The sequence below is a fragment of the Dolichospermum circinale AWQC310F genome, assembly GCF_000426925.1.
GTDB classification, from domain to species: Bacteria; Cyanobacteriota; Cyanobacteriia; order Cyanobacteriales; family Nostocaceae; genus Dolichospermum; species Dolichospermum circinale.
On sequence record NZ_KE384716.1, the window covers coordinates 60,057 to 80,753 of the forward strand.

15 protein-coding genes and 1 pseudogene are annotated in these 20,697 nt (G+C 37.0%); 4 read left to right on the top strand and 12 right to left on the bottom strand.

The window, feature by feature from the left end; genetic code table 11:
* Positions 1 to 14: 14 nt before the first annotated feature.
* The 8 genes from lpdA to ligA all read right to left on the bottom strand — a co-directional run bounded on the left by lpdA (position 15) and on the right by ligA (position 10,278).
* Positions 15 to 1,445, bottom strand: coding sequence for a dihydrolipoyl dehydrogenase (gene lpdA / locus ACIR310F_RS0119955; protein ID WP_028085350.1), 1,431 nt, complete (start codon positions 1,443 to 1,445; stop codon positions 15 to 17).
* A 387-nt stretch (positions 1,446 to 1,832) separates the two neighbouring features.
* Positions 1,833 to 2,300 (bottom strand): hypothetical protein, encoded by a 468-nt coding sequence (locus tag ACIR310F_RS0119960; RefSeq protein ID WP_155963934.1) that lies wholly within the window; start codon positions 2,298 to 2,300, stop codon positions 1,833 to 1,835.
* The gene (locus tag ACIR310F_RS0119965) at positions 2,275 to 3,291 is read right to left on the bottom strand and encodes a hypothetical protein (protein WP_231387628.1); all 1,017 of its coding nucleotides are present in this window, start codon (positions 3,289 to 3,291) and stop codon (positions 2,275 to 2,277) included. The genes ACIR310F_RS0119960 and ACIR310F_RS0119965 overlap by 26 nt, the downstream gene beginning before the upstream one ends.
* A 179-nt stretch (positions 3,292 to 3,470) precedes the next feature.
* The gene (gene truB / locus ACIR310F_RS0119970; protein ID WP_028085353.1) at positions 3,471 to 4,367 is read right to left on the bottom strand and encodes a tRNA pseudouridine(55) synthase TruB; all 897 of its coding nucleotides are present in this window, start codon (positions 4,365 to 4,367) and stop codon (positions 3,471 to 3,473) included.
* An 89-nt stretch (positions 4,368 to 4,456) separates the two neighbouring features.
* Positions 4,457 to 6,151 (bottom strand): alpha/beta hydrolase, encoded by a 1,695-nt coding sequence (locus tag ACIR310F_RS0119975; protein ID WP_081677628.1) that lies wholly within the window; start codon positions 6,149 to 6,151, stop codon positions 4,457 to 4,459.
* 989 nt (positions 6,152 to 7,140) lie between these two features.
* Entirely contained in the window at positions 7,141 to 7,434 is a 294-nt protein-coding gene (locus tag ACIR310F_RS0119985; protein ID WP_028085355.1) for an RNA recognition motif domain-containing protein, read from the bottom strand.
* Positions 7,435 to 7,606: 172 nt separating this feature from the next.
* Positions 7,607 to 8,155, bottom strand: a complete 549-nt coding sequence (locus tag ACIR310F_RS0119990; protein ID WP_028085356.1) for a fasciclin domain-containing protein — start codon at positions 8,153 to 8,155, stop codon at positions 7,607 to 7,609.
* Positions 8,156 to 8,232: 77 nt separating this feature from the next.
* Positions 8,233 to 10,278, bottom strand: coding sequence for an NAD-dependent DNA ligase LigA (ligA, locus tag ACIR310F_RS0119995; protein ID WP_028085357.1), 2,046 nt, complete (start codon positions 10,276 to 10,278; stop codon positions 8,233 to 8,235).
* A gap of 252 nt (positions 10,279 to 10,530) precedes the next feature.
* Here ligA and ACIR310F_RS0120000 point away from each other — a divergent pair, with 252 nt between their 5' ends.
* From ACIR310F_RS0120000 to pruA, 3 genes and pseudogenes are all read left to right on the top strand, one after another.
* Positions 10,531 to 11,520: a glycerophosphodiester phosphodiesterase gene (locus ACIR310F_RS0120000; protein WP_028085358.1), complete on the top strand. Its 990-nt coding sequence runs from the start codon at positions 10,531 to 10,533 to the stop codon at positions 11,518 to 11,520.
* Between the two features lie 144 nt (positions 11,521 to 11,664).
* Positions 11,665 to 12,225 (top strand): annotated as a pseudogene (locus ACIR310F_RS23315) (chromate transporter); the annotation flags it as partial.
* Positions 12,226 to 12,270: 45 nt separating this feature from the next.
* Positions 12,271 to 15,249 (top strand): L-glutamate gamma-semialdehyde dehydrogenase, encoded by a 2,979-nt coding sequence (gene pruA / locus ACIR310F_RS0120010; RefSeq protein ID WP_028085360.1) that lies wholly within the window; start codon positions 12,271 to 12,273, stop codon positions 15,247 to 15,249.
* A gap of 58 nt (positions 15,250 to 15,307) precedes the next feature.
* On the opposite strand, the gene ACIR310F_RS23890 is transcribed toward pruA, so the two are convergent.
* From ACIR310F_RS23890 to ACIR310F_RS0120025, 3 genes are read right to left on the bottom strand one after another with little or no spacing between them, the layout of a single operon-like run.
* A complete protein-coding gene (locus ACIR310F_RS23890) occupies positions 15,308 to 16,252 on the bottom strand; it encodes a PIN domain-containing protein (RefSeq protein WP_051289775.1) in 945 nt (314 codons plus the stop codon).
* A 17-nt stretch (positions 16,253 to 16,269) separates the two neighbouring features.
* Positions 16,270 to 16,485, bottom strand: a complete 216-nt coding sequence (locus ACIR310F_RS26435; protein WP_196803260.1) for a hypothetical protein — start codon at positions 16,483 to 16,485, stop codon at positions 16,270 to 16,272.
* Positions 16,486 to 16,516: 31 nt separating this feature from the next.
* The gene (locus tag ACIR310F_RS0120025; protein WP_028085361.1) at positions 16,517 to 17,095 is read right to left on the bottom strand and encodes a hypothetical protein; all 579 of its coding nucleotides are present in this window, start codon (positions 17,093 to 17,095) and stop codon (positions 16,517 to 16,519) included.
* 494 nt (positions 17,096 to 17,589) lie between these two features.
* Here ACIR310F_RS0120025 and ACIR310F_RS0120030 point away from each other — a divergent pair, with 494 nt between their 5' ends.
* Complete coding sequence (locus ACIR310F_RS0120030) at positions 17,590 to 18,522, top strand: cobalamin-binding protein (protein ID WP_028085362.1); 933 nt, start codon at positions 17,590 to 17,592, stop codon at positions 18,520 to 18,522.
* Positions 18,523 to 18,640: 118 nt separating this feature from the next.
* Here the strand turns inward: ACIR310F_RS0120030 and ACIR310F_RS0120035 are convergent, their stop codons facing one another.
* On the bottom strand, positions 18,641 to 20,155 hold the full coding sequence (locus ACIR310F_RS0120035) for a phenylacetate--CoA ligase family protein (RefSeq protein ID WP_028085363.1): 1,515 nt from the start codon (positions 20,153 to 20,155) through the stop codon (positions 18,641 to 18,643).
* Between the last annotated feature and the right edge of the window lie 542 nt (positions 20,156 to 20,697).

A 20,697-nucleotide genomic window follows, 5' to 3' on the forward strand; every position in this document is an offset into this window, starting at 1 on the left:
CCACTGACTACGAATTAACTAACTAACGCGCGTTTATAAGCTTCATCTAGAACTTCTGAAAGGGTAGGGTGAGCGTGAACTTGGTAAGCAAGAGTCTTGATAGATTGACGGTTAGCAACAGCGGCTGAGGCTTCGTGAATTAGATCTGAGGCGTGGGGACCAAAGATATGTACACCTAAAACTTCTCCTGTATCTTGGCGGTAAATCACCTTTGTCATACCGTCGGTATCATTTTCCGCCAAAGCTTTAGAATTACCTTTAAAATAACTCTTGGTGGTGGCGATTTCAAAACCTTCATTTAAACCCAAAGCATGGGCGGCTGTTTCTGTTAAGCCCACATAACTAACTTCTGGGTGAGTAAAGGCGGCGGCGGGAATACTGCGATAGTCAACAGTTTTTTGACGACCCATAATATTTTCTACAGCAATGATACCTTGAGCCGATGCCGCATGAGCTAACATCATTTTCCCGGTAGCATCACCAATAGCCCAGAGGTGGGGGACAACTTCGCCGTTGGCTAATACGGCCATATTATCATTAACAGGAATAAAATTACGGCGGTCAAGGTCAACACCAACGGATTCCAGACCAAGATTTTGGGTAGCGGGAACACGGCCTGTAGCGACTAAACAAGCATCAACTTCGAGAACTTCTAAATCTTCTTTAGTTTCAAAGTTAGCCAATTCAATGATTACTGGTGAACCCGGTATGACTTTTTTAGCGTAAATACCGACTTTAGTTTCAATATCGCGGGGGTTAATTAAGACCCGTTCTGCCAGTTTAGCAATATCCCGGTCAAATCCTGGCATTAACTCATTTAGGGCTTCAATTAAGGTAATTTCACAACCCAAAGCTGAGTAAACATCAGAAAATTCTAAGCCAATGTAACCACTACCAATAATCGCCACCCATTTGGGAAGAGTTTCTAATTTAACGCCTTGGTCGCTGGTAAAGACTGTTTTCCCGTCTACTTCAATTCCAGGGGGAACAAAGGGGACAGAACCGGGGGAAAGGATGATATTTTGGGCGGTGATGGTTTTCTCGCCTTTATCTGTGGTAATGGTGACTTTTTGTGTACCTGCGACCTTACCCCAACCTCGAATAATATCAACTCCCAAGCGTTTGAGACTGTTGGTGAGGTCTCCTTGAATTTTAGAGACGAGATTGTTAGCATGATTAGCGATCGCTTCTCGTTCAAACTCGACACTGCCAATTTGTATTCCCAATGACTTGAGGTGATGAGCGTTACGTAATTCTCTCACTTTTCCTGAAGCCGCCAGCAATGCTTTAGAAGGGATACAACCCCTGTTTACACAAGTCCCTCCCATATCCCCAGCTTCAATAATCGCCGTTTTCTGACCGCAACTGATAGCGTGTAAGGCAGCACCATGTCCACCTACACCAGCGCCGATAATCACTAAATCGTAATCAAATCCAGGACTCACTTTTGTTTCCCCGTTTTCTTTGCCTATTTTCCCTTAAGTTAACTTTTTTATCAAAAATTTGGGTTCATAAACCCATTTTTCTAAAACAAGTTTTAGTAGAGTACATTTTGTAACTGTCATGATAAAGATGCAGCACTTCCCGTTGTTATGAAGTACAGTATCGGAGATAGGTTAAATATGGTTTCATGACGATATCATATTTTTATTCTTTCTGGCTATACTTAGTATTTTCTTGTCTAGCTGTAATTAATAATACACACAACTCATCAATAAGTGTCAAAGAACTTTCTCAAATTGAAAAAATAACGAAGAGGCTCTTTTTGTCTCCCCGTTATTTTTCTAAATAGCTATGAGGTTTGAAGTATCTGAAAGTTAGCGATTAGCTGCTTAGAGGTTACGCGCTAATCCTTTGAGCATTGCACCAGTGTCTAGGAAATCTTTATTTTGTGAGAGTGCTTGCAGAGTTTCTGGACTGCTTTGTTGGATAATGTCATTATAGGCTTGAATAGCAATGTTCACTTTAGCAGTGTTTACAGATCCTGGTGTATTCAACTCAAGTAAGGCATTTGTGAGTGCCGCTACTGATTCTGGGGAAACCTGCGCTTGAGGTGGAAGTAAAATAGAAGGATTAGAAAGATTAGGATTGGAATAAGGAGTAACACTGCTGCCAGTTGTGCCACCACCACTTACACTACCTGCTGTACCTAAACTAGGTGATTTTTGGGCTTGGCTTGGTAGCTGCCAATTGAGTGACAAAAGGGGTGTGAGACTGAGGACAAGAATCAAGGTTCTTATTTTTAACATGGGAATTTTCTCAGAATTGAAGTGTTTATTTAGGTAAGAAATTGAAACCATAGCCTACACTTAGAACGAATACTGTACCGCCTAGACTATTATCTGTCAGGTCTGCACCCACGGCATTAATGATCATGGGAATGGTAGGGATAGGAACGAAGGAAGCACCAATGTTGAAACCAACTCCACTCCAACCCATACCGATACCTACTTGGGGGTGAACTTGTAGGCCTACTCCAGTAAATACTCCAGTAGTAGCAGGGTCTTTTCGGAAATCGCCACCACCGGCTCCTAAAGAAAAGGAGATAGGCATTTGATTGACTGGATCATTAGGCTTCAATAGGGAGTAAGTTGTAACTACACCATAGCCACTGGAAGGTCTAACTGTTTCCCTCTTAACGTGCTGGGCAAAGGACTTCCAGCCGGCCGCAGCAGCTATTTGAGTATTACCTTGAGCATAGACAATGTGGTTAGCTTTGAGGTCAAATGTGCCGTTGTACCCAAAATTTTTGATACTACCAATATTGTAGCCAAGCTCTAAACCAATTTGCCGGGCATCTCCTAAGCCAAAACCCATACTCAAACTCCCGTCTGGTTGATTTCTAGCTTTACCGGTGGTTGCTCCTGATCCTCCAAAAAACACGTCACCCCAAGTAGCCCCGAAGGCGCTGGGAGTAGCAAAAGTAAGTGAAGGTTGGTAAGTCCGTTTTTTGGGAACTACTTTGAAAACAGGTTGAATTAATAAATCCTGCCGTAATTTATCAGCATCAATTGGAGTGCTATTATTAGGTACAGAAGGATCTGTTTGAGCAGTTATATGTGGTTGTTTTTCAAAAGTAGATTCTGCTTTTTTCACTGTCACTTCTTTGTGATCAGGAAATTTATTAGTGATCAATTCACTACCCTGTTTTTTAGCAACTATATTATTTGCTGCCAATGCAAGATTAACTGAAATAAAATTGGCGAAACAAATACAACTGAAGAGTGTTATACCCTTAAACTGCAACAGTTGCCTTCGCACCATCATAAATAAAATTATGGCTTTCTGCAAACTCTTACTCCTGAGAATTATATTTCGCTTTTCAGTATGAAAATAAGACTGCTATGCGAAACAAATCACCAATAAAATACCATTTAGGTTGGAAATATCAGGGCGAAAAGTAAATTGATCAGGAAATCTTGCGGAAGAGTTTACAAACTTAATGGTTTAATAAAGTTTGGCTAAAGATTTTATAATTGTAGAGAGGGAATTGTCAGATCAGAAAATACCATTTGGGGAATTAATAAGTCATCTTGTAATTTTCCGATTCCTAAAAAATTTCCTTCTGTTTCGTAAACCCGCACAAAGTCGGGAATATCAAGATTGAGGGCAATTTTTTGACCTTGACACCATTTTTTTGCTGATACTGTTGGTAAATTTACGGATAGTAAATGTTTTAATGGCGTGTCTGGGGCTAGAGGTTGAAATCTGCCTGTTTGCAGTTGGTTTTCTAAATCTGTGAATGTGAGACTGTCTGGGATTTGAAAACCGCTGCTTTCTGTACGCATAAGGGCGGCTAGACTACCACCTGTGTTTAATATACTACCTAAATCACGAGCGATCGCCCGAATATAAGTTCCCGCACCGCAAGATATAGCTACATTCAACTCCGGGAAATCACTGTCTCGCCAGTCTAATAGCTGAATTTGAAAAATTTCTACTGTTCGCACTGGAACTTTGACTATTTCCCCTTTTCGTGCTAAATCATACAGGCGTTTGCCATCAACTTGAATGGCACTATAATTGGGGGGAATTTGCTCTATTTTGCCAATAAACTGGGAAAGTGCGGTTTTTACATTTTCTAAATCCAAGCCGGGACAAGGTTTGGAGGTAATAATTTCTCCTTGTAAATCATCAGTAGTAGTCTGTATACCTAGACGAATGGTGGCTTGATAGGCTTTTTCGCCTGGTAAATATTGTAACAATCTTGTGGCTTTACCCAAGGCTATAGGTAATACTCCGGTGGCTGCGGGGTCTAAAGTTCCTGCGTGTCCTACCCGTTTCATTTTCAGTAGTTTTCGCACTTTAGCTACACAGTCATGGGAAGTCCAGTCAAATGGTTTGTTTAAATTCAGAAAACCTTGCACAATTTTAGATTTAAGATTTGATATCTTTGTATTTTCACATAAATTGTCAAGCATAAGATTCCCAACTTCTTCGCAAAGGGAATCTTGAATTAGGAAGAAAATATCAATAAGTGAAGTAGAGAAATACCAATACCCAGTATCCAAAATCCAAAGCGGACTATGATATGAGAAAGTTTTTTTTTGCGAGGTCGGTTTTTATGGCAGTGATCATCTAAAACTGGTGCTAATTTAATATGATCGAAAGATTGAACAAGATTTACACCAAGAGACTGACTAGAAATACTCTGAAAATAAGCGGCGTTAAGATAGGAAATATATTCTGGGTTTTTAGCTACATAAGTTTGAAAAAAAGGTAAACTTAAAGCATTCATATAACGACGGGCTTGGGAAGCATCACCTACCATATCTTTAGGTAATGATATTTGTGTACTTTCAGGGTTACTATTACCAATAGTAGAAAAGTGAGTAGCACCAAGTAGCATGACTAAATATTTATGGGGATAAGTAAGCCAAGAAAAAGGTAAAATCTGCTCATATAAAGCAGGGGCGACAGTATCTTCACTACTACCAATAATCATAATTGGGGTGTGAATTTGGCTTAAACCGACTTGTCCAAAAATGGAACTGGTAATAGGATTAACAGCGATAGCAGCTTTGACTCTTTTATCTTGTAAATTATATTCTTTTTCTGATTGATTTGGTAATTCTAAAGCCCGACATTGCAACAGTAAAGACATATTCCAGGTATTTCTTAATTTGTCTAAATCACAGTCTTTTTTTAGTTGTTGAAAGTTAATTTTTGCTCCAGCTAAAGCTAATGCAGTATAACCTCCTAAAGATTGGCCAAATACTCCTACTTGTTGGAAATTAAGCCGCTTCTGAAATTGTGAATCTGATGCCAATTGATCTAAAATATATTTTATATCTAAAGGTCTATCTTTAAATTCATGAGCTTGGATGACTTGATTACTATTTATCAAGGATTTTACTTTTTCTTGATAACTACTTGGATGATTGGGAATAACAACAGCAAAACCATAATTAGCTAGATATTTTCCTAAATAACGAAAGTTACTACTGTTTAAACCTAAACCGTGAGAAATGACAATTATAGGGGCAGAATTTTGGGTATTAGGAATATAGATATCAGTAGATAAATGCCGATTACGTAATGAGTCGAATAACTTTAATGTTTGTTTTTGAATTGGGAAATTTGGCTGCTGTGGTAATTTAGATAAATTCTCTAGAGAAATCGTTGCTGCTTCTAAATTTGATGCTTGTGTTAATGTAGCGATCGCTTTTTGAGTTGCGCTGATCATTTGCTCTAATTCCCTAGCAATTCTCCAACCAGAAACCACATCAATACTAATACTATTTTGTGGATATTTACGTAATAAATTTAATAAATTTAATCCTTCTGGTTCAGCAGCAGCGGAAATTAAAGCTGTGCGTAAATTCTGAGATTCTGATGCTGGAGAATCGGATTTAGTTTGAATTAATTCTGTCAACCTTTTTAAGATAAATTTCCCCTGTTGAGTGTCGAGAAATTCAGAAACTACAGCAGGACTAATTTTGACTGGTTGAATTAAAATTTTCCTTAATTCTTGTAGTATATTTGTAGGAATATATTGATAATATTGGGCAAAGTTTGTATTAACAAAACCATGTTGAGCATAGTTTTCTAAAACATTAATGGGGATAGAAATGTCTAATGCTGAATAAGCTGCATGAATTTGTGCTGCTGCCATTGCAGAGTTACTTATTCCCAATGTTGGCAGCAACATTGATAAAATCAGTAATAGGGAATTTTTTATCAGGTTCTTGCCACAATTACCAAACATATTGATCGCTTAACTTTTATGGTGATGTTGTTGAGCGCGGCTCAATTTTGGTAGTTATTTGGACACCCTGATAAATTTATGCTGTATTCTAATTCTCAGGTATATTTATGAGTGAAATCAGAAATGGGATAGAAGGATTTATATTCAGGTTCTAATACCAGCATTTCTTTGAAGATCATAATACATGACTGATTTATCCACATCAGTATTGATTATGTATTTTGACTGATTAATAAAATTTGAATAATGCTAATAAATCCTATTAATCAAAGTTACTTTTTATCTGAATTTAGGGATAAAAAAGGTAATGCTGAAAAATTATTTGTTTTCTGTTTTCAGGCATAATTTAAAGATTGTAATAGTTGTTTTTGCGATAGTGCAAAACCCTAAGTTAATAGAGCTACACCCAGTTATTAATATCATGGATAACGCTGCTGAAAAATTACTAATTTTAGGCAATTTTTAGGCATTATTAATAATGACTAAATGGCATAAATTATTTTTCAACATTATTTTTACATCATAGCCAAGTACCAGGAATAGTTAAATACTTCTGGCTGTTGGTGGCTAGTCCGGGTAATATAGAAAAAGTCGAAAGTGAAATGGTTTTAATGTTTATGTATAAGAGGTTATTTAATAAGTTGCAAAATTTACCATAAACCTCGCCAGGAGAGGGAAGTTACCTCTTGGGTAAGTCGTCATAAAAAAAAAGACAGAGATTTACCCTGTCCTGAAAATATGATATTTTAGAGTTTTAGGGGATGTTTGAAAAGTCGCTCATAGCGTATCAAATATTTTCATCTCCCCTTAAATCCCTCAAAAAAAGGGGGAGTTAGATTTTAATTCCCTCTGCTAAGGAGGGGTTAGGGGGGATATGCAAGTATCCAAAATCACGATCCAAAACTTTCCTAACAACATTTTAGTGGTAAAACTTAGTAACGGTTGCGTTCACCGCCATAACTACCACCCCGTCCACCACGATCTTCTTTGGGTTTAGCTTTGTTGACTTTCAACTGCCGTCCCATCCATTCAGCACCGTCAAGAGCAGCAATTGCGGCTTCTTCCTCCGCATCTGATGACATTTCGACAAATGCAAAGCCCCTAACACGACCAGTTTCTCTGTCTGTGGGTATTTGGACTCTCTTAACACTTCCATACTCTTGAAAAACCTCTTTCAGGGCGTCTTCCGTAACCTGATAGGATAAATTACCGGCATAAATTGACATTGAATAGCTCCAGAAATCAAAAATCGCAGTTTGCACTACTAATTAAATATATAATACCCGTGATTAAGATTTATTTCCAAGTTTGAATTACTAATTTTTATTGTAAGTCGTTTATAAGCAAAAAGATTCCCGCATTCTTAAAGAATTTGGGAATCTGAGTTAGGAAAAAAGTCTACAATTTTACATCGGGAGGAAGTAGGACTTTATTAATTACATGAATCACACCGTTACTGGCTTTAACGTCTGCTCTTGTTACTCTGGCGTTATTTACAGTAACTCGACCCTTTCTGACTTTAACCTTAACTACAGCACCTTCAACTGTTTTGACCTCACCAGCTTTGATATCTTTAGAGGTAATTGCCCCAGGAACTACATGATAGGTTAATATTTTAACTAAGGTGTCTTGGTTTTCTGGTTTGAGGAGTTTTGCTAAAGTTCCTTTTGGTAAGGCTTTAAATGCTGCGTCTGTAGGCGCAAATACAGTGAGTGGTTCTTGACCAGAGAGGGTTTCTACCAAACCTGCGGCTTTGATAGCTGTGACTAGGGTGATCAAGGAACTGTTGGCGCTGGCAACTTCGACAATTGTGCCTACGGTCTGTTTACTGGTAACAGGTGTAGTATGATTAGCAGGAGACTTAGTTTCTGCGAAGCTAGGGGCGCTGACCAGAAGGGTGGTTGTAGCTATGGCGATACTAACTGTTTTACTGAATAGGGAATTCATGGTTTATACTCCAAATTGCGGCCACTTTCACTTGACTATTAGCACTGTAACATAATTTAATAAGTGTCTGTTGACAACTATTCTGCCAGCATTGCTAATAGTTCTGCCTCAGTCAATTGGCTAATTCCTAAATTCTGGGCTTTCTCTAATTTAGAACCGGCATCTGCTCCTACTACCAAAAAGTTTGTTTTTTTGCTAATTGAATCAGTAATTTTACCTCCATATTTTTGAATTAAAGCTTTTGCTTCCTCTCTTTTTAAGGTTGGTAATGTGCCAGTCACTACAAAGATTTTGCCGGCAAGTTTTTGATTAATCTCACCCACAGCTTTCGTTGCTGGGCTGTTTGCTAATTGTAACCCAATGGTTTGGAGACGGGAAATTAAAGTTTGATTTGCTACTGTATGAAACCATTGATACACTGATTGGGCGATTTCTGCACCGATACCATAAACGCCCGCAATATCTGATTGTCTGGCGGCTGTTAATTCGGCGACGGTGGTAAACCTCTGGGTTAATAATTGGGCGTTGACGCTACCTACATGACGAATGCCTAAGCCATATAATACCCTAGACCAAGGTTGAATTTTTGATTGGGCGATCGCTTTGATCAATTTTTCCGCTGATTTTTCTCCCATGCGTTCTAATTCACATAATTGCTCTTTTGTCAATTCGTATAAATCAGCTACGGAATGTATTAAACATTTTTCTACTAATTGATACACAAGTTTTTCCCCAACACCTTTAATATCTAAAGCGTCACGACTTACCCAATGTTCGATTTCACCTTTGAGAATGGCGGGACAGGAAGCATTTACACATCTAGTAACAGCTTCTCCAGTTTCTCTGACTACCAGTTGTCCACAGACGGGACAATGGGAAGGCATAATAAAGGGTTGGGTGTCAGGGGGACGCAATTCTTTGATTACCCGGACTACTTCGGGAATGATTTCTCCCGCTTTGCGTACAATTACGGTGTCACCAATGCGAATATCTAACTGTTCAATGCGATCGCTATTATGTAAGGTAGCACGGGAAACAGTTGTTCCCGCTAATTGTACTGGTAACATTTCCGCCAGGGGAGTTAACGCGCCGGTTCTGCCGACATTAACGGTAATTTTTTCTACACGGGTTGGGGCTTCTTCGGCGGGATATTTTAAGGCTATAGCCCAGCGGGGAAATTTCTGTGTAAACCCCAATTGTTCCTGGAGTTTAAAAGTATTTAATTTAACTACAATTCCATCGGTCATATAGGGAGAGTTGAGCCGTTCTGTATCCCAATATTGGTAATATGCGGCGACTTCAGGGATAGAATAACAAAGTTTATGATTAGTATCAATGCGGAAACCCATTTTTTGTAATAATTCCAAAGCTTCCCATTGAGTATTGGCAATACTGGAATCATCTAACCCGGTAATATGTAGAGTATAGGCGAAAAAATCTAACTGTCGTTGGGCGACAATACGGGAGTCTAATTGTCTCAGCGTACCAGCTACAGCATTGCGCGGGTTAGCAAATACTTGTTCACCAGCTTTTTGTCTTTTTTCGTTAATTTCTTTAAATACCTGTAAAGGTAGAAACGCTTCTCCCCGTACTTCCACTTTGGCGATATTTTCCAAGCCGTCAAAATTCAAACGGAGGGGAATTGAGCGGATAGTTCTGACATTTTGGGTAATATCTTCACCCATTATGCCATCTCCTCTAGTTACACCTCTTACTAAAACTCCATTTTCGTAGGTCAAGGCCAAAGCCGCACCATCAATTTTCAATTCAGATACATATTCTATTTCTCCGGTATTATACTGCTCTGGTATGTGTCGCCGCCAACGTTGCTCCCAATTTTGCAATTCTTCAATATTAAAAGCATTTTCCAGACTGTACAGAGGAATATTATGGCGGACTGAGGTAAAATGGGTTGCAGGTCTTTCTCCAACACGCTGGGTAGGACTATCGGGAGTAATTAATTCTGGATTTTTTGTTTCTAATTCTTGTAGTTCTCGATACAGCCGATCATAAACTGTATCTTCCATTATTGGTGCATCTAAAACATAATAAGCGTAACTAGCTTTTTGTAACAAAGATCGTAATTCTTCTATACGTTTTAATTCAGGTTGAGTTGAGATCATAAGTTTCATAATGAAAGAATTATACTCCTTTTTTGAGGGAAGAATACTGATATGAATGAACCACAAAGACGCAAAGGACAGGAAGGAAGAATAAAGTAGTAGCAGAACTTTGGCGTTGGTGATTAAGAGTATGATTTTATTTCACGCAGAGGCGCAGAGGCGCAGAGAGTAAGATAAGAGTTTCATTTTTTTGATTGTCCAATTTCATACCTCAATTCAGCAACGCCAGAACTTTAATTATAAAGAAAAACCATGATTCAAACTTTCACAAATCAGTCTCCTATTATTATCGCTCATCGGGGTGCAAGTGGCTACCGTCCTGAACATACTTTAGCGAGTTATGAGTTAGCAATTGATTTAGGTGCTGATTATATTGAACCAGATTTGGTAATGACTAAAGATGGTATTTTAATTGCGCGTCATGAAAATGAAATATCAGAAACTACGGATATTGTTGATCATGCTGAATTTGCTTATTTAAGAACTACTAAAATCATTGATAGTGAAATTAAAACTGGTTGGTTTACAGAAGATCTTACCATAGCAGAAATCAAAACTTTAACTGCTAAAGAACGTATTCCCCAAATTCGTCCCCACAATACAGCTTATAACGGAATGTTTACTATTCCCACTTTTACAGAAATCATTGATTTAGTCAAGGATAAACGTGAAAAAGTTGGTCGCAATATTGGTATTTATCCAGAAACCAAACATCCCAGTTATTTTCAAGAGATTGGTTTACCATTAGAAGCGGCCTTGTTATCGAATTTGCAAGACATTGATTTACCCATATTTATTCAATCATTTGCGGTGAGTAACCTCAAAGAATTATCTCAGAAAACAGATTTACCATTAGTACAATTAATTAATGATATTGGTAAACCCTATGATTTTGTTATAGACAATGATCTGCGTATATATAGAGATTTATTAACACCAAAAGGGTTACAAGAAATTGCCGAATATGCACAAGCAATAGGTGTACATAAAAACTTATTAATTCCCAGAGATATTCATGGTAAATTATTATCACCAACATCCTTAATTATAGATGCTCATGCAGCCAATTTACAAGTTCATGCTTGGACATTTAGAAATGAAGACTTTTTCTTACCTTTAGGCTTACAAGGAAGTCCTGAAAAAGAATATGAAATCTTTTTAAATTTAGGAGTAAATGGTCTATTTACTGATTATCCAGATCTAGCTGTAAAGCAGAAATGTTGCTACCTTAATCAAAAATAAATAATGAATCTATCTCTTGTCAAAATCCTAAAATTCATCTGCGTTTAATTATTCTTAATTATTCTGGGTTAAACCACAGGAACGTTTTTAGAAACAACCCCAACAAGTACAGTTATCAATAATATAAATATTATAAATAATCATGTATCTGTACCTTTATGGAAACTGGGTTTATTTTTTTTTAAAGTTGGTAGTGTCCTATTTGGAGGTGGTTATTTACTAATAGCATTTTTACAAAAAGCACTAGTAGAAGAATATGGCTGGTTAACACAACAACAGTTATTAGATAGTATTGCTATTGGACAATTTACACCAGGTCCAGTGCTTTCTACCGCGACATTTATTGGTTATATAATTGCTGGTTTTCCTGGAGCAATTGTAGCAACTATGGGGGTTTTTCTCCCTTCATTTTTGTTTGTTGCTATTTTAAACTTCTTTATGGATACCCTTCGTAAATCATCTTGGACAAGACCATTTTTAGATGCTGTTAATGTTAGTGCTGTAGCCTTAATGACACTAACTATAATACAATTAGGAGTAGCTACTTTAATACTACCCAAAACTGATTCCATAGATTTTTTAGGTTTAGGAATTGCTGTTATTTCCGCAATTTTAGTCATTCGCTACCGCATTAATAGCATTTACTTGATTTTAGGTGGTAGTATTATTGGTGGGAGTGCTTTAATCTTGGGTTATCTTAGATAAGAACATAATTACCTGACTGGGAAATTCATACTTTTAACAAATTTTATGGTACTACAAGTAGAAAGCAACAAATACGAAGAGAAAACCCAAGAAATTGCTAGACAGGTTTTAGCTGTTACCCAGGAAAATCGCTCATTTTTAGCTGCTTTACGCGACCAAATGCGCTGGGATGATAAATTACTCGACTGGGCTATGAGTAACCCCGGTTTACGAGTACAATTATTTCGGTTCATAGATACTTTACCCGCTTTACATAGTAAATCAGAAATTGCGTCCCATTTACAAGAATATTTGGGAGATGAATCAGTAGAATTACCAGCAGCTTTAAAAGCAATTTTGAACTTTGCTAACCCGGATTCTATGCCCGCACAGGTAGCAGCGACAACCGTGGGAAATGCTGTGCAAACTTTAGCACATAAATATATTTCAGGCGAAAATATTAAACAAGTCATCAAAACCGTTGAGAGACTGAGAAAAGATAAAATGGCTTTCACCATTGACTTACTTGGTGAAGCGGTAATTACGGAAATAGAGGCACAATCTTATTTAGAAAGATACCTAGAATTGATGCAGCAGTTGGTGGAAGCATCACAAAATTGGGCGAAAATTCCAGCTATTGACGAAGCAGACGGCGAAAATATCCCCAAAGTCCAGGTTTCTGTCAAATTAACGGCGTTTTATTCCCAATTTGACCCTTTAGATGCTGAAGGTAGTGAAGCGAAAGTAAGCGAACATATTCGGACTTTACTCCGTCGTGCCAAAGAATTAGGTACAGCAGTCCATTTTGATATGGAACAATACGCTTATAAAAATATTACTTTCACCATTCTCAAAAAACTTTTACTAGAAGCGGAATTTCGTCAACGTACCGATATTGGTATGACCATTCAAGCATATCTCCGCGACAGCGAACAGGACGCTAGAGAAATCATTGCTTGGTTAAAACAACGGGGTTATCCTCTGACTATTCGTTTGGTTAAAGGTGCGTATTGGGACCAGGAAACCATCAAAGCCGCTCAAAAACATTGGCCGCAACCAGTTTATCATGATAAAGTCGCCACAGATGCCAATTTTGAAGCTATTACCCAGTTATTGTTAGAAAATCATCAGTATGTCTATTCTGCCATAGGTAGTCATAATGTGCGATCGCAATCTCGTGCCATAGCCATTGCGGAAAATCTTCAAGTTCCCCGTCGTCGCTTTGAAATGCAAGTGCTTTACGGCATGGGTGATAAAATAGCTAAAGCCTTGGTAGATAAGGGTTATCGCGTCCGGGTCTATTGTCCCTACGGTGACTTATTACCGGGAATGGCTTATTTAATTCGGAGGTTGTTGGAAAATACCGCAAATAGCTCCTTTTTACGCCAAAATCTGGAAAATCGTCCCATTGAGGAGTTGTTAGCACCACCAATACCAGTTCTAACTTCCCCCTCGCTTGCGGGGGGGACTGAGGGGGGGTTTTGCGGTGTAGCAGATACCGATTTTGCAAAGGAAGAAAGCAGGGATAGTTCGCGTTTAGCTTTGGAAAATGTGCGTCAACAGTTGGGTAAAACTTATTTACCTTTCATTAATGGGGAATATGTAAATACGACAACTTTTGTAGATTCTCTTAACCCTTCTAACTTTAGTCAAATTGTTGGTAAAGTAGGTTTACTTAGCGTTGAACAAGCTGAGGAAGCAATGAAATTTGCTAAAGCTGCTTTTCCCGCTTGGAAAAAAACTCCCGTTAAACAACGTGCTGATATTTTGCGTCAAGCTGGGAAGTTAATGGAACAAAGACGCGCCCAACTTTCGGCCTGGATAGTTTTGGAAGTAGGAAAACCCGTCAAGGAAGCTGACGCAGAAGTTTCCGAAGCAATTGATTTTTGTCTTTATTACGCTGAGGAAATGGAACGTCTAGATCAAGGTATAATTTACGATGTTCTTGGCGAAACTAATCGTTATATTTACCAACCCAAAGGAATCGCAATTGTCATTTCTCCCTGGAATTTCCCTCTAGCTATTGCTTGCGGTATGACCGTCGCTGCTTTGGTTTCAGGAAATTGTACTCTACTCAAACCTGCGGAAACTTCTTCTGTAATTACAGCAAAATTTACAGAAATATTAATAGAAGCAGGAATCCCTAAAGGTGTTTTTCAATACGTCCCTGGCAAGGGTTCTCAAGTCGGGGCTTATTTGGTAAATCATCCTGATACTCATGTTATTGCTTTTACTGGTTCTCAGGAAGTAGGTTGTAGAATTTACGCAGAAGCCGCTATCTTAAAACCCGGTCAAAAGCACCTCAAAAAAGTAATTGCGGAAATGGGAGGCAAAAATGCCATCATTGTTGATGAAAGTGCTGATTTAGACCAAGCTGTTGTCGGCGTTGTGCAATCTGCTTTTGGTTATAGTGGACAAAAATGTTCTGCTTGTTCACGGGTAATTGTGCTTGAACCTATTTATGATGCTTTTGTGGAAAGGTTGGTAGAAGCGACAAAATCTTTAAATATTGGAGAAGCGGAGTTACCCAGTACCCAAGTTGGTCCGGTAATTGACGCTAATGCCCAAGCTCGCATTTTAGAATATATTGAAGAAGGCAAAAAAGAAGCTAAATTAGCTTTAGAGTTACCCGCACCCACCCAAGGATATTTTATCGGTCCTGTGATTTTTTCAGAAGTACCCGCAAATGGAGTTATTGCACAACAGGAAATATTTGGACCTGTTTTAGCTGTAATTAGAGTTAAAGATTTTCAAAAAGCTTTAGAAGTTGCCAATAACACAAATTACGCTTTAACAGGTGGTCTTTATTCCCGTACCCCTTCCCACATTGAACAAGCGCAAGCAGATTTTGAAGTAGGGAATTTATATATTAACCGGAATATAACTGGTGCAATAGTATCTCGTCAACCTTTCGGTGGATTTAAACTTTCTGGAGTCGGTTCAAAAGCAGGAGGACCAGATTATCTTTTGCAATTCCTAGAACCACGCCATATCACAGAAAACATCCAACGTCAAGGTTTTGCACCAATTGAGGGTAATGAATAATTAATTTGTAGGGGTTTATAAATATCCCCGACTTCTTTAAGAGGTTGGGGATATAAAATTAATATGATGTGAGTTTAATTATAAATTGATCAAAATATCTGCTTATCTCATTAACCAAAATCTTATAATTCAAGTCAGAAAAATCAATATCTTGATTAGCTGGTTGAGTAGTAAGTTTAATAGTTAATTCTTTCGTATGTTGTAAAGCAATAATTAAAGATTGACGTGATATATTAAGAGAGTTACATTCTGTAAAACAACTATTTATATAATTATCATCTAAAGTTAACTTTTCAGCTAAAATTGCATATATTATATAGCGTACAATAGTGGCAATATCTCGCTTGATAACAGCAATTTTGTTTTCAGATTCTTGCTGATTTTGTATTTCAATTGATTGAGTAGAAATAGAATCTAAGAGATATTTTAATGAATAATTAACTAGAATATCTGTTTTATTAGTAATATTTCCAACAATTTCTATACGTTTTCTGTAATATTGAAAAAGAATTTTATAAAATTCAAGAGAGTTGCAAAAACCATAACTCAAATGACTACGAAAGTAAATGAACAAAAATGAGGTAGGTTTAACTACAGAAAAAAATTCTTTATAAGAATCCCCTAAGTTTTGAAGAGAAGATTTAATATATTCAACTTTTCTAGTAAGAATATAGTCTAATTTAAAAAATTTCGCACAAGCTAATTGTATAGATTGTTCAAAATCTTTAAGGTGATATGAATGAGCTATTTCTAAGATTCTATCATCAATAATACAAACTTTCATGACAGATCGAATTTCAGATATAGCCTCCCAAGCAATCTCAAATCCTCCGTTATCTCTACCAACATCAAAGATTTTATTGAGGGTTGTAAGTGTTACATAACCCTCTACTTGTTTAGTTTCAATTAATTCCCAAATTTTTGATGAATCTTCTACAAATGGATCTCTTTCGAGCAGAATATCTAGAAGAATATCATCATCTAATAAAACTTTTCTGATCATTAGTGTTGCTCTAAATCCTAACTTCCATGTTTAGCAACTTCGGTATTATTAGAATTATGTTGTTGATCTTTTTGTTTTTCAGACTTGAATAGTCCGCGTACTCGTTTTAAGTGTGGTAAATTTTCTGATCTTTCTTCTATTACCTCTATCACTTCGGGAAGTAAATGTGCAACACCAAATAACTTTCCTGCATAAGATGTTTTCAGAAAAGCTTGTCTTTGAGCATGAGTCATTATCTCTTTTGACCCTGCCATTATTTCGTCACTACTCATATCGCTTGGGTTCTCCCCATATTGTTTCATGTCGCTGACAAAATTCTGCTGCTGCGGTTCGTGAAAATCTGAAGCCATATAAATCTTCTCCAGGTGTGCTACATGATAAACCAAGATACTCCATTTGTACCTTATCTCTATAGTATGGCACAGCTTTATCCAAAGCATCTAGTATAATTAGCGGTGCTTCTGGTTTTGGTTCACAAAACTCGAAACCAACCTGTATTGCATACCAAATCAACCATTTACCAATAGGTTCAATTAATCTTGTAGCAACATCTCCTCGACTGGTAGGGTGTGCTTCTAAATTATTTATTTCCAGAAATATAGGGGGACTCGGATCAGGATAAGTATATGGATAAAGACTATATTTTATTAATCCCCAGATTTTATCATTATAAACAAGTTTAACTATATTTTGACAGTAAAAGGCTGTTTCATTGCAAATATTTAACCAGTTACAAGACCAATTTGTGGGCATATCATCAATAGTTGCTGGAGAAATAAAAGCAACTTCCTCAGCGTTGGATTCAATTAAAACTTTTACGTGATAACTTCCGATAGTAGTCAATTTGTTTTACACCCTTCTTACAATTACTTTACAATCTCAAAACTATACATTATTTTAAACTTACTTTATCATTTGAGGGTGATCTTAATTATGAAATAATTTTAGAACCAGATCTAGAAGATGATTCTGGGCTTGCTTATTGGGAATTATTAATGCCAAATGAGCAAATTTTAATAGTAGGACCGGGACTGTTTTGGGAATGTAAATCAATTCATGAACCTTATTAACCTGAATATCTAAATTCAGATCAAATCCCCAGATTGAAATATAATTACTAAATATAATTACTAATTAAGATGGGTAACTGCGTATTCGTGTCTAGAATAAAACTTTGTACCTTAGCATCTTAGCGAAAAATAAAAATGCTAACATCCTCAAGACAGATACCCACTCTCGGAAAATATGCCACAATGAAAGTAGAAACGTCTGTTAAAAAAACTTAACACCATTTTCTATTTTTAACTCCTGAACTCCTATTAGCAGGGGGTGGAACTATGATTAGTACAAATAACGATATCAGAATTGTTTCTTTAATTCCGAGTGCTACGGAAATTATCGCTAAACTGGGTTTATTTGATGCTATAGTAGGCAGGTCTCATGAATGTGACTATCCTCCAGAAATCGTAAATCGTCCAGTTTGTACTCAAGCACGTTTTAATGGTCATGCTAATAAGACTTCTGTTCATAATCAAGTCAATGATGTATTACAATCTGCTTTAAGTATTCACAAGATCAAAGTTGATGTTTTGGAGAAGTTGCACCCTACCCACATTATCACTCAAGACCAATGTGATGCTTTTTCTGTTACTTTACCAGAAGTAGAAGCAGCAGTTGCCCAACTTACCCACAGTTCACCCCAAATTATATCTTTACAGCCTAACACATTACAAGATGTTTGGGGTGATATTGAGCGAGTTAGTCACACTTTTGGCGTAGATTCAGTACAAATACTGGATAACTTAGAAGCCCGTATTAAAATTTGCAAGCGCAAACTCCAGGGGCTTTCTAATGCAGAAATGCCGAGGGTAGCTTGTATTGAATGGACTGATCCTTTAATAGCTGCTGCAAATTGGGTTCCTGAATTAATTAATTTAGCAGGGGGACAATCATTGTTCTGTTTGATGGGTAAACCCGCTGTTCATGTACAATGGGAAACACTAGTAGCTAGTAACCCAGATGTAATTATTTTCATGCCTTGTGGCTTTGATTTGCAACGGACTCAGCAACAAGCTGAATTATTAACTCAACGTCCAGAATGGAAAAAACTCCACGCTGTTCAAAGTGGAAGGGTTTTCATTACCGATGGTAATGCTTATTTTAACCGTCCTGGTCCACGATTGGTAGATTCTGTGGAGATATTAGCAGAAATATTGCATCCTGATATCTTTGATTATGGTTATCAAGGTACTGGTTGGCAACCTTTGTAAGCAGTGTGCAAATAACTTGACCATAGGTAGGAATTTGATAATATCTTAGACGTTGTTTTGCGTTATTATTATTGTTGTTTCGCGCAAAGACGCAAAGTTTGAGATATTCAATTCTTACCTATTTACTTGTGTTATTTCGAGTATATCTGTGTTTGACTCCTATGGGAAAATATTCAAGATCACCAATGGGTTTTAATTCTACCAAGGGGGTTTGATATTGGGGGGGAACATAATTAGCAAATTCACTATTCAGACGTAATAATTGGGTCAAAATAGAGTTAGTAATAGATGATTTTTTCTGTTCTTGATCTTCTATTCCTGGTGCTAGTTCGACGACTACAGATAAAAAGCGGTTTTTGTCTAAATCTTCCTTTATTTGTAATACAAATTTACCCGTTACCCATTCTCTAATAATTGGTTGTTCCAACCCTACTGTAATATTTTCTGGGTAGATATTTGCGCCAAAATAGGAAACTGTAAAGTTAGAACGTCCGAAAACATAGACAAAAGGTAACTGATTAATTCCGCGATTATTTTCTAATTCTGTGAGAGGATTAAAACCCCAATTTGCTAAAAATTCTAGCATTTCTGGATAGGAAATTAAACCCCCATGATCAAGAATACTATATCTAATTAAAGGAACTCCATTATCCCCAGAAAATAGCAGATTTCCCTCTTCAACTTCAAAAAAACGACTGCTAGGATCATATTGGACTAAAGTAGGTAAACGGGACTCTCCAAATAATGCTTTGGCTGCTGCGGGAGTACGCGCTAAAAACCGTCGAATACATATACTTAAAGGGGTTTCATTTCCTAAAACTCCCGCGTCTGCTGTTCCATACAAAGAAGCAAAATCATCACAGGGATTTTCAGAACCCATTCTTTCAGCGACTAAATTTCGCCATTCTTCACTAAATACTTCTCCGGCCATTACCAATTTAATATTATATTGTTTCCATCGCATTCCTTGAGCAAGACCCGTATCAATGACATCTTTTAAAAATGGTGGATATCCTAATAATACAACTTGCTGAAAGTTAGCTCCTAATTCCTGGACAATTCGCAAAATTTCCGGTTTATTATTACCTGGAGTAATGACGGTCAGGGGATAACCTTTAGCAGCTAAATAACGACAACAATTAGTAGTAAACATTCCTCCTACCCAAGTTCCCAAGGAAAAACAAATTACGGCTAAAGTAGTTTGAGAATCTGCGTAGAAACTATTATGAAAAATTTGCTCAAAGCGGGTTGCTATGTGTAATTCATCTGTTAAAAAACGCGGCCAAAATGTTGATTTTCCTGTAGAACCGGAGGAAGCAGCTATAAAATCACAGTTTTCTATTTTTCCATGATAACACAATTGAGATACAGGATATTTTGCTATATAATTCTCCTTATTAATTTTCGGTATTTTCTGAAAATCAGCCAAAGTTTGAATATTATCTGGTTTAATTCCGGCTTTTGCCAAAAATTCTTGATATGCAGGTACATTAGCTGCGACTTTCTGAAAGAATTTGATCACAGTTATTTCTAGATCATGATCGGGATAAAGTTGCAGTTTTTCCTCTAAAGGAAGAGATATAAAGTTGGTGAGTTCTTGAATTATATTTTGGGTTTCTGTTGGGGATTTCATAATTTATCTCAGGTAAAAACTATGGTGTTGACTAGATTTATTTAATTTATCTTTATTATCTCGAAAATAGACTGGTAATCATACCATCTTCCCGTAAAACTGCGTCAAATTTTTTGGAAATTTTCTTTCCTGTCTTTGTGTCCTCTGTGTCCTCTGTGGTTCGTTGATCTTAAATTTCCAATATATTTTATATCTTTAAATAAAGACCAAAGAACGCAGGTAATTTTCGGGTAATTTTAATTAGTATTAAGTTTTTGATATTTATAGGACTTACGCAAGATTCATGGAATAACGAACCACTCCAGGCACAGAGGTCACGGAGAAATGAGGATTTGAGAGATATTTTGCGTAAGTCCTGATTTAGACAGCTAGACCTAATGATTCTAATTAAAATAGAACAAAAATCTTGAAATGTCAACCCTAAAAATAGATATTTACTCAAAATTACGGAATATTACTAATTGTTAATATTTATAATGGATTTTTTATTTTCATACTCCGTGAACAAACATTGCGTAAATCCTTTTGGTGATGTTGTATAA